The organism is Solibaculum intestinale (genome assembly GCF_040096205.1).
GTDB lineage: Bacteria > Bacillota > Clostridia > Oscillospirales > Acutalibacteraceae > Solibaculum_A > Solibaculum_A intestinale.
In genome coordinates this window covers 188654-200247 of the sequence record NZ_JBBMFD010000001.1, presented here as the reverse complement: position 1 = coordinate 200247, position 11594 = coordinate 188654, and the positions used below count along the sequence as shown (strand labels likewise).

4 protein-coding genes are annotated in these 11594 nt (G+C 54.7%); all 4 read right to left on the bottom strand.

Translation table 11 applies throughout. The features are described 5' to 3' along the window. Position 1: 1 nt before the first annotated feature. Genes WMO26_RS00885 through WMO26_RS00870 form a run of 4 tightly spaced genes read right to left on the bottom strand, consistent with a single transcriptional unit; the run spans position 2 to position 11209 of the window. Positions 2-4657, bottom strand: coding sequence for a hybrid sensor histidine kinase/response regulator (locus WMO26_RS00885; RefSeq protein WP_349217651.1), 4656 nt, complete (start codon positions 4655-4657; stop codon positions 2-4). After that, positions 4654-5025 carry an Hpt domain-containing protein gene (locus tag WMO26_RS00880; RefSeq protein WP_349217650.1) on the bottom strand — a complete coding sequence of 124 codons (372 nt, stop codon included), beginning with the start codon at positions 5023-5025 and terminating at the stop codon, positions 4654-4656. The genes WMO26_RS00885 and WMO26_RS00880 overlap by 4 nt, the downstream gene beginning before the upstream one ends. Before the next feature lie 2 nt (positions 5026-5027). After that, positions 5028-8615, bottom strand: a complete 3588-nt coding sequence (locus tag WMO26_RS00875) for a response regulator (RefSeq protein ID WP_353963361.1) — start codon at positions 8613-8615, stop codon at positions 5028-5030. Positions 8616-8620: 5 nt separating this feature from the next. Further along, on the bottom strand, positions 8621-11209 hold the full coding sequence (locus WMO26_RS00870; RefSeq protein WP_349217648.1) for an EAL domain-containing protein: 2589 nt from the start codon (positions 11207-11209) through the stop codon (positions 8621-8623). Positions 11210-11594: the final 385 nt, after the last annotated feature.

Below are 11594 nucleotides of genomic sequence, written 5' to 3'. Positions count from 1 at the left end.
TTTATAAATGCGTTTTGTTTTCATGACGCCCTAATGCGCCGGCCAGCGTATCCCGCAGCACCTCTACGTCGATGGGCTTCGCAATATGGGCGGTCATTCCCGCGTCCAACGACGCCTGTACGTCCTCGGCAAAGGCATTGGCCGTCATGGCAATGATCGGAATGCGCTTTGCGTCCGGCCGGCCGGTTTCCCGAATGACGCGGGTGGCTTCATAACCATTCATCTGCGGCATCTGAATGTCCATCAAAATCGCGTCATAGGCACCCTCAGCCGCAGCACAGAAAGCCTCCACCGTCTGGACTCCGTCCGTTCTCACCTCGCTTTCAGCTCCGAACATGGCAAGCAGCTCACAGAGGATTTCCGCATTGATGGCATTGTCCTCCGCTACCAGGAAACGATAGCCAGCAAGCGGCATCTGCTCCGCTCCATTCGAGGATGCTCCTGCGAGATCCTTTGGGTGTACAGCTTCTTGTGCCGGCGCAATTTCGCATACCAGCTCTACACAAAACACCGATCCGTGGTTTTCCCGGCTTTCCACCGAGATGTGTCCGCCCATTTGGTCCAAAAGCCCTTTGGTCACGCTCAAGCCAAGCCCCGTTCCCTCAACCCGCGCAGCACCCGGGCTGCGGGTAAAGGGCTCGAAAAGATGGGGGAGAAATTCCTGTGACATGCCGATTCCCGTATCGCTGACGGTAAACCGGTAGCAGGCCAGCCCCGGCTGTCTGGCATCCGTTTCCTCTACCAGGAAATCCACCCGTCCTCCCTTTGGCGTGAACTTGATGGCGTTGCTCAATAAATTGATGAGGATTTGGTTGATGCGCAGGGGATCGCCATAAAAGCAGGCATGGCGGATTTCCTGGGTGACTATGGTAAACCGCAGTCCGGCGGCCCGGGCCTGGGGACCCATCATGGCGGAAAGCTGGTCGAGCAGCTCAGGAAGGGAAACTTTCATCCGGTTGAAAGTAACCTTAGACTGCTCAATTTTGCTCATGTCGAGAACGTCGTTAATCAAGCTCAGCAGGTGCTTGGAGGAAATCGAGATTTTATGCAGGCAGTCGGCCACCCGGTCTCGGTCGTCCAAATGGGCCACCGCCAGCGCCGTCATTCCCATAATGGCGTTCATAGGCGTGCGGATATCATGGCTCATCGCGGACAGAAAATCGCTTTTCGCCCTGTTTGCCTTTTTTGCAGCGGCCAGTGCTTTTTCCAGTGCTTCCTTGGTCTGCCGTTCCGCCGCCAGCATATCGGTCACATCCGCCCGTACCAGGCACACGGTCCTGTGGTTCTCATCTCCCCAAAGGACATTGACCTGCTTATACCGCAGTCCTTCCTCGTCGCGATAAGGGAGAACAAAATCGTACCCGGCCGGCTTTTCGCCTAGCTTCTTCAGAATCGTCTGGATCTGAAACTGGGTGCGCGCCTGCCCTTCTTCCTCATCCAGATGATAATGACCGACGAATTTCTTCACATTGGTATCGTAATGGTCCATACAGTAAGGCGGAAGGTTTTCCAGTACCGTCCGGCGGGTATACATGGTCAGGCTTTTCTTTCGAACGTCGATAAACGCCATCAACTCGAAGGTATAGGCCATCATATTCAAAAGCCCCTGCTGTTCACGAAGGGAATCGGTAATATCCGTTCTGGAAAGGCACACCCTTCCAAGACGCAGATCAATGGCGAATACCGTCATGTTTTTGGTACGGATATCTGCGTTGTCGTCCACAATGGAAAAAGCAAAGGTATAAGATCCTCCCGTCTGCAGCCTTAAAAGCATCTGCTGCGGGTCGAGGCCCCTTTGGTAGGCTTCCCTGTCCCGGGGCACCACTTTTTCCTCGAGCATGCGTTTTACCCATTGGGAATGACGCCCGGTGCGGGGCGGGAGACAGCCGTCATTTTTGCTGCAGGAAATCACCGTGTAACTATCCCTCGTCAAATCCAGATCCACCACGAATTCATTGCCCGAGACCGACAGCTGATACAAAATCCGGTCAGATACGGTCTGCTCGGTCACATCGGTCACTGTCAGGATACCGGTGACATCTCCGCTGTCCGGCGTAGCAACCATGTTCATCTTGATCTGCACGTAGCGCCCCTTAGGTTCCCCGGGCAGCTTGATAAAGCACCGCTGGATTTGTTCGGTATCGTTTCGCCGGAAGGCGGCCAGCGAGGGGGCGTTGAGATAGGTCTGCAAAAACTGCTGCCTTTCCCCATCATCCATCACCAATCTGGAAAGCCCGGTAAAAAACTCTTCCCGGACCATCCCAAAGGTTCCCAAAAGATCGGAATCGGTATGGTCGATGATCTCCAGAATCCGGTTTTGCGTGATGTTGCAGTGTCCCACCAGCACCGCGTTGGGATCAGGCGCACGGTAATGCTGAAGAATCAGCTCGTTATACTGCCTGCGGATGCGCTCCTGCTCCTCCCGCTCCCGGGTCATGTCGTGATAGAAGGCATAGACCCTTTGTTCCCCCTCCTCGTTCTGAATCATGGAAAGGGTATTTTTCACCCATAGATAGCCTCCTTCGCCCGTTTTGAGCCGGTAAACGATTTCCCAGTGGTTCTCCCCGCTGGCAATGTACGCTTCCATTTGTTTTCTCACATGATCCCAGTCATCCGGATATACGCCGGCCATGGCGTCCTGGCGGTAAAGCGCCCATGCTTCCTCAAGCGTCATAGAGGTCATGACTGCAAACCCGTCAGACAGGTATTCCGGCGTCATGCTGCCGTCCGGCCCATAGCGCACCACGGCCACCCCGCCGGGCAGATTTTTCACAACCGTCTGGAAATACTGCTCCAGCCGTTTCTTTTCCTTACGGGTCGTTACCTCCTCGGTCACATCCCGTACATACTTGACATAAGCGGGGATTCCGTTCCAATCGGTTTTACGAAAACGGGTACTGAAATACCGATTTGTGCCGTCCACCCGCATTTCATGCTCTTCCCCGTCGGGCCGGTGACTTTTTAAGGTGCAAAATCCGCAGGGAGCGTTCTTGCCGTGCAGCGCCGCGTAGCACTTTTTTCCTATACAGTCCGGCCCTTTGGCGAACAGGCCCTTGGTCTCGCTGACATAGAGCAGGTCGAAGCTTTCCCTGTCGATGACATAGATGCCGTCCGCCGTTTCGTTGGCAATGCTTTGAAACAAGCGTGTTTCCGCCGACATGCCGGTAAGAACCGCATAAAACCGGGTATGATCGGACAAAGGGCCCATCCTGCGGCCGTTGAGATGCACCCAGATCAGCCTTCCGTCCTTGTGACGCATCCGAAAAAAAACGTCCAGCACCTGGCCGCTGCGCAGTGAGGATTTTACCGCCGCCGTCACCCGTCCCCGGTCTGGCTCGTAGACCACGTTGAGGGTATCTTCCCCCACCAGCTTTTCAAATTCCTCCCGGGAGTGCCCGGAAAGCGCCATCACCCCGTCGGAATAGAAGGTGGGAACAAACCGCTTTCCCTCCACCCGGTAGCTGGCAATGCCGCCGGGGATGGAATTGACCAGATGATCCATCTCCAGCTGTGCTTCCTTGAGATCGGAAATGTTGTGAAAAACACAGTGGAGCAACGGGCGGCCCTCTTCTTTCCCCAACCACCTGACCTGCGCTCGGACCCATACAATATACCCGTCCCGGTGCTGCTTGCGAAACTCAAACTCCGCGCCCTCATGGGTTTCGATCACCTGTCTGGCCCGCGCCACCACCATGGCCGTGTCCTCCCAGTAGGTCATCTGGACCGCGTCTTTTTTAATCAGTTCCTGGTATTCCTCCACCGAATACCCGGTCAGAGCGGGAACCCCGTCGGAAAAATAGACGGTCTCGAAGATGTCCGATACCTTATAAATTGCGACCCCGCCCGGGATGGCATTGACGATGTCCTGCATCTTTTCGTTGGCAGAGGCAAGCTCCTTTTCCAGCCGCAGCGGTTCGCTTACATCAGTGTAAACGCCGTACAAAAGCTTTTTTCCGTCCGGCTGGGATTTGACCGACCCGTCCAGCCGGATAAACCGGTATTCCCTTTTCCGGTCGTTCCACAGCCGATAGGTATGCGAAAGCAGGCCGTCCTTGCGGATGGCCTCCTGAATGGTTTTTTTCAGCTGGGCAAGATCCTGGGGATGCACGCCCAGAAAACTGGTTTCCTGCTCGACGGCCTGGATGTGCTCTTGGGAATATCCCATAATTTCGTAAAAAGCGGGGTTGTGAGACACCGGAGAAATCTTCTCTTTGTCAAACTGATACACGCACAATCCGCAGGGAATGCTGCGAAACGTGGTCTGCAGCTGCTCTTTGAGCGCCTCAGCCCGGTCCTCTTCCTGCCTTTTGTCGGTAATGTCCAGGATATACTCGATGTGGGCGGGCTTCCCCGCCCAGTCCAAAAGCTTGCCGCTGAGCTGATAGATGCGCCCGGTGCGGGGATGGAGAAATTCCCGCACAAAAAGCTGCGACCGGGTCAGTTTCGAGCAGCGGCAGAAGGGGCAAGGCCGGGCAAACCCCGCCGCTTGGTAGCAGGTGAGGCCGGGAATGTCCTCCTTACAGTCGAACAAATCCTTTGCCAGCTGATTGGCGTAAAGCAACTCATAGCTGTCGAACGCGCTGACGTAGATGGCGACCGGCGCGTTATCCAGCACCGCCGTCATCTGATCCGACGAAAGGGAAGATTCCCAGGTCATGCCGGTCCCCCTCCTTTAATCTGGCGGTGCAGCGCTTTTACTGCTTCAAACTGCCTTTCAATTTCCCGGTAAAGCGCCTGGTATTCGTCCCTGCGTTCTCTGACGCGCAGAGGCTCCACCAAAGCGCAGACCGCATCGTAAAGAGGAGTCAGTCCCATGTTTCCCGTTACGCCCTTGAGGGTGTGCGCCGCTTCAAACGCGGCGGTATCGTCCTCTTCTTTTAAAGCCGCTCCTAGTCTCCTCAAGTTTTCATCCTGAAAAAACATGTCGAAAATTTTCCGATACAGCGCTTCATTTCCCATAAAGCGTTCCATGGTGGCCGTATAATCCGCGCCGTACGCTTCCAGGCACTCTTTTAAGCCGCCCACAATCACCCCCCCTTTCCCGAAATGAAATCATATAAGGTTTGAAACAGCCGCTCCGGCTCAATGGGCTTCGCCAGATGGGCGTTCATGCCGGCCGCCTTGCTTTTTTCAATGTCGTCGTCGAAGGCGTTGGCCGTCATGGCGATGATGGGAATATCCTTTGCATCGGCGTTGCTCAAATGACGAATGTTGTTGGCTGCGGCCAGGCCGTCCATAATAGGCATACGGATATCCATCAAAATCGCGTCGTAATCGCCTGGCTGGGACTTTCCGTACAGCTCCATGGCCCGAAGTCCGTTTTCCGCCGTGTCTACCACAAAGCCCTTGCCTTCCAGCAGCATTACCGCCACCTCGGTGTTGATGGCGTTGTCCTCCGCCAGGAGCACCCGCTTGCCGGTAAAGTCATAGTCCATAGGCTCCTCCTGGCGCGTGAGCTCTTCCTTTTCCCCAAGGGCCCTCGTAAAGGCGGAAACCAAAGAGGATTTGAACATGGGCTTACTCATCAAAAGGTTTACGCCCGCCAGCTTCGCCTCATGCTCGATGGCGATCCAGTCGTAGGCGGTCATGATGATGATGGTGACCTCCGGCCCCACAACCGCCCGAATCCGGCGGGCTGTTTCGATCCCGTCCATCTCCGGCATCTTCCAGTCGATGAGGAGCATATCGTAATAGCTGCCGGTCTCCCAAAGGGCCTTCACCCGGTCGATGGCCTTGGGCCCGCTGTCCACCCACTCGGCGGTAACGCCGATCTCTTTTAAGGTAACCACCGCACTTTCGCATACGGCCACGTCGTCGTCCACCACCAGCGTTTTCAGATGAGAAAAATGATAGTCCTGCTTTTTCTGGTTGTGGCGCAGCTTTTCCTCCTCGGTGATTCCCAGTTTTACGTCCACGGTAAACTCGGAGCCGATGCCTTTGATGGAGCGCACGGTAATTTTCCCGTCCATCATATCCACAATGTTCTTAGAGATGGCAAGTCCCAGCCCGGTGCCTCCGTAGAGGGAGGTCGTGCCGGTGAACTCCTGGGAGAAGGGCTCGAAGATATGGGGAAGGAACTCTTCGCTCATGCCTACACCGGTATCGTTGACGATAAAGCGCAAGGCCGCGCTGTTTTTGCTCCTTCTGCGCTGGGCGGCGGAAAAGGTGACCTTTCCGCCCTCCCTGGTAAACTTGATGGCATTGCTCAGGATGTTGATCAGCACCTGCTGCAGCTTCATGGCGTCGCCAATATAATAGTCGTCGAGCACAGGGTCGATGATGCACTCGTACTCCACCCCTTTGGCCGCCGCCTGGGCATAACAGATGGAGTTGATTCCGCCGATGAAATCCTCCGTGGGGATCTTTTCGTTCTTTAAGAGCATTTTTCCGCTCTCGATGCGGCTCATGTCCAGGATGTCGTTGATCAAAGAAAGTAGAAACCGCGAAGAGATCCCGATCTTCGAAAGACAGTCGGCCACCTGCTCGTCGTCGCCGATGGCGTGGGCCGCGATGGCGCTCATACCGATGATGGCGTTCATAGGGGTACGGATTTCGTGGCTCATGCGGGAAAGAAAATCGGATTTGGCGGCGTTTGCCTGCTCCGCGGCCACCAGCGCCGCAGCCAGTTCCTCCTTCTGCCGCTGCTCCTGGCGCACGATGTCGGTTACATCGGTGCGGGCCATGCACACCCGGCCCAGTTCCTTGCTGATATAGAACACCTGGATGCGCTTGACCCGGCATTTCCCCCGCCTATCTTTCATTTCCACCAGGAAGGTATAGAAATCCTCTCTTTCCAGCCTGTCCTGCATATACGCAAAATCCAGCTTTTCGAGATATTCCTTTTTCGAGTCTTCCTCCATAAACCGTTCGGCGATGTTGCGAATTTCTTCCTGGAACCGTCCTTCGGACACAATGGTTTCCTTAGTTTGTTCGTGGAAGGAAATCAGGCGGTTGGTATCCTGACGGATGTCGATCTCCGTAATCACGTCGTAATCCAGTTGGGAAATCTTATCCAGCAGCTGTTCCTGCAGCTTCTGTTCGGTGATGTCAAAGGTATACAAAAAGCCAATCACATCGCCGGTCTGCGGATTCAGGCAGGAACGGAAGCTGGTGCTTCCCCAGAAGAGGCCGCCGTCGTTGCGTCGGCGCAGGAAGTCAAACCGGTAGTCCACCTTGCCGGCAGCGAAATCCGACAATACCGTTTCCCGGTCAAGAACTTGGCGTATTTTTTCACCATAGGCCGCATCCACCGCAGAGGCCGCTAGGCTTTCAACGGTCTTCTCATAAGTATTCCCCACCCGGGAAATGGCCGCGTCCACAGTGGATACGTAGCTTTCCATTCGATTTTCCGTCAGGTTTACACGGCCCTGGATTCCGCCTCCCGAGGCGGAGACCTGTGCAAAATAGGCCAGCTCTTTTTCATAAAGCTCCTGTACCCGCTCTTGCAGCTGTTTTTCCTCCGTGATGTCCACAAACACGCAGTAGAAATACTTCTCCCCGTCCTTCTCCGGCAAAAGCTGCGCCTTGATGGAAATCCACTTGATCGTCCCATCCTTGCAGATCAGACGGTTCTCGTTATGAATGGTATTGCCGTACTTAAGCTGCCCGTTGAGCTGGTCGGCCATTACCGCCAGGTCGTCCGGGTATATGACGCTGGACATTTTGTTGCCCATGCCCGCGAATTCCTGTCTGGTATATCCCAAAAACTCGAACAACCCGTCGTTTGCGTCGATAATGGAGAAATCGGCGTCGAACCGGCAGCGAAACACCGCCCCTGGAATGTTGTTATATAGATGAAAAACCTCATCCTGGGCCTGTCTTTGGGCCGTAATGTCGATGCAGACCGACGCGATTGCATCCCTGCCGTCCTCAGCCGTCACTTTCCGGCCCAGGTCGTGCACCCAGATGTAAGACCCGTCCTGTTTCTTCATCCGGTATTCGACTACGTATTCTCCCTTTTCCTCGATCTGCGCAACCACCGCCGCGTCCACCATTTCCCGGTCGTCCGGGTGCATGCAGTTGGAGATGGACCCGCCGATATCTGCGATGAAATCCGCCTGGGTCTCATACCCAAGATAACGCAGCATCTGCCGGTTGACAAAATAAAACGGGAACCCTTCCTCTATGTACCCGCCCATCATGCCGCCGGCAAGGGAATCGTTTAAAAGCTCCTGCCGCTGGCGTACCACATTTTGCATCACCAACGTCATTGGATAATGCTCTTCCCCCCGCTGGCTTGTGCTGGGTTCGGCAAAGTGAAGGCTTTGAATCCGCCAGCTTCCAAACGTGCAAACCAACGTAAAAAATCCCCGCAGATGCCAGGCGTACAAGGAATTTTTCAGGATCATCCGGGCGGACAGATTTTCTACCTGTTCGGTAATTCGCTGCTCCTGGATCATGGAAAGCTCCACGGAAAAAGGCTCCGGAATTTCCCGGATGTCCTCTCGGAGGTAGCGTTCCATTTCGGCTTTTCCCTGGGCGGCTTCCTCTTCCCCGGTACCCACAAAGTTTATGTCCTCATGAAAGAACGCAAGCGCCTTATCCGCGTCACGCTTTTCAAACCAGGCACGGCAGAAATCCTGTACAGTCTGAACAACCGCTGCTTGCGTTTTCATTCGCTTCATCCTCTCCACAGCAGGCACCCGCCTTTGTTCTCTCTTTTCGCCCGGTATAGGGCTTCGTCCGCCCGTTCGAGGATCGTATCCAAAGGGTCTTCCGTATTCCAAACGGCAACGCCGGCAGAGGCGGTCGCCGGTATGGCTTTCGCAAAGGAGCTTTCCCGTACCGCCCGGCAGATGTCTTCTCCTTTTTTCAGAGCGATTTGCTGCGTGCCCATCTGCTTAATGACAACAATGAATTCGTCTCCGCCGAATCGTGCTAGAATATCCGTCGCCCTTGTATGAGACCGAAGCAGCCCGCTAAACTGCACAAGGAGCTGATCTCCCTCCACGTGGCCGTATTGGTCGTTAATCTGCTTGAGATTATCCAGGTCAAACAGGTATACCGCCAAAGGCTCGTCCTCCTTGCGCAGGGCTTCGACGGCATAATCGAGCCCTCTGCGGTTGAGAAGCCCGGTCAGATAGTCCCGGTACGCTTCGTCGCGCAGGGCGCACTCCCGTTCCCAGGAGGAGTTGACTCCCACAGCCCGCTGTACCCGTTTAAGAAGGCTCAGCTGGGAATGGGGTTTGCCGGCAAAGTCGTCCGCTCCCATTTGCAGCGCCTGTTGTTCCAGCAGCTTGTCCCACGGCCCGGTGGCGACCACCGGAATCTTCCATACCGCTTTTTCTCTCTGGAGCACCTCCAGCACCGACAATCCGTCTGGATTCGCAAGGGTCATGCTCAGGATGACCGCCGCCAGCTTGTACTCATAGCCTGCCATACAGGAAAGGGCCGCGTCTCCGTCGGCGGCCTCCGCCACCTGGTACCGGCCCTCCAGCATCCTTCGTACCTCTGCGCGGTATTCCTCGTCCTCATCGGCCACCAAAATCACCTGCCCCCGCCGCTTTCCCAGCGGCCGAACCGAACTGCTTTCCTCTGCTTTGGAAGCGAGACCGCGTTCTCTCAACAAAGTCTCAAATTTCGTGCACGGCATAGGCCTTGCAAAATAGTAGCCCTGCACATAATCGCAGCCGATTTCACGCAGGCGAACCAGCTGGTCCCTGGTTTCCACCCCTTCTGCCACCACGCTCAGGTTCATCCAGCGGGCAAGGCCCATAATGAAGCGCAGGATTCCCTGGTTGACCGGCTTGGCCGTTTCCACTTGGATAAACTTCATATCCAATTTTAAAATATCCAGAGGCATTTGGTTGAGCATATTCAGGGAAGAATAGCCGCTTCCAAAGTCGTCCATTTCAATGACGAAGCCCAGTTCCCGCAGGCGTCCCACCGTGTCGATGATCTGCTTGGGATTTTCCGTATAGGCGCTTTCGGTGATTTCCAGATGGAGACGGGAAGGAGGCAGGCGGTATTTGCGCACGGTTTTTACCAAGATGTCCGCTATGTCCGCGTTATAGATGTCTGCCCTGGAGACGTTGACCGAAACCGAAATCGGAGGATATCCTTTTTCATCCCAGCTTTGCACAACCGCGCAGGCTCTGTCCCATACAAACTGGTCAAGCTTGGTAATAAACCCGCTCTTCTCAAATAGAGGAATAAACTCCGCCGGCGACTGCATTCCCCATTGGGGATGGTTCCAGCGCACCAGTGCTTCGGCGCCGGCCAGGCTGTCGTCCTTGATGCGGTATTTCGGCTGCAGGTAAATCTCAAATTGGCCCCGGGCCAGGGCGGATTCCATTCCATTTGTGATCGCCTGTTCCCGCAACAGCTTGTTGCGCAGCGCGTCGTCATAGGCCGCGAAGTATGTCCCGTACCGCCCCTTGATGCTGCGGGCGGCCAGAAGCGCCCGGTCGCACATCTGTTCTACCGAGATGGACCGGTCCTCTACCGAATAGATACCCCACTTCATCACCACATTCTTAGCGCTCGACAGAGTGTTGATGGTTTCCGTAGCCTGAATGAATGCGCCGTCCTCGTATTCCCAGTGATGCTCCAGCAGGCAGGAAAACTGGTCGGCGTTAAATCGGCCGCAAATCCCGTGGTTGCCCACCATCGTCGTATACAGGTCGGCAAGCCCGCGCAAAAGGCGGTCCCCCGCCGGCATTCCGAAAACGTCGTTGATGAGCTTGAAATTTTCAATATCTGAGCAGATAATGTCATAGCTGCGCTCCGGGTGCGCCAGGATGAGCTCCTTTGCGCGCCGGTAGAAAAATTCTTTGCTGTAAAGCCCGGTGAGCCGGTCGTATTGGACCAGGTTGATCATGGCGGCCGTTTCCCGCAGGTTGATGATGTTGGCAACCCGGTGCAGGATGATTTGGGCCTTATAGGGCTTGACAACAAAATCAGCAGCGCCGTGAGACAACGCCGCAACCTCGTCCGATTCGCCGTCATTTTGGGTAGTGACAATCACAGGAATGGAGGAATACGCAGGATCTTTCTTGACAATGGACAAAAAAGTATACCCGTCCATCACAGGCATGACGATATCCAGCAGAATCAAAGAAATCTGTTCCTCGTACTGTTTTAAAACGGACAGCGCCTCCTGTCCGTTTTCCGCCTCCAGAACCTGATAGTCCGAAGACAAAATTCCGTACAGCATCATTCGGTTGATTTCATTGTCTTCCACAATCAATATCTTTTTCCGTACAATCATCGTTTACTCCTTCAATCCCGTATCGGTCCCGGTCCACCGTCTTGCCTTCCGGCCGATTCCTTTTACAGGGCCCGCAGCGCTTTGTCCTGGTTTCCAGCTGCCTTCTCCGAACGCTTCTCTCCGGTATGTAGAAAATCGCTTGGTTTTAATGGATACGTTTTGTTAATTGTATCAAAATCACCTGAATATTACAAGGTCCACACTGATTTTACTTCGAAAATCTGCTTTCTTCTTTTCCTTGTCCTTGGACCAATCACAGCAAGGCGCGGCACGTTCTGTGACCCCGGATCACCGCATTCAAATATACCGTCCGATTTCCTGATTTCCAGAGTTGCCGCACGTTTCTGCCCTGACACTTGCTGAAGATAAAAATGAGCCGAAAACC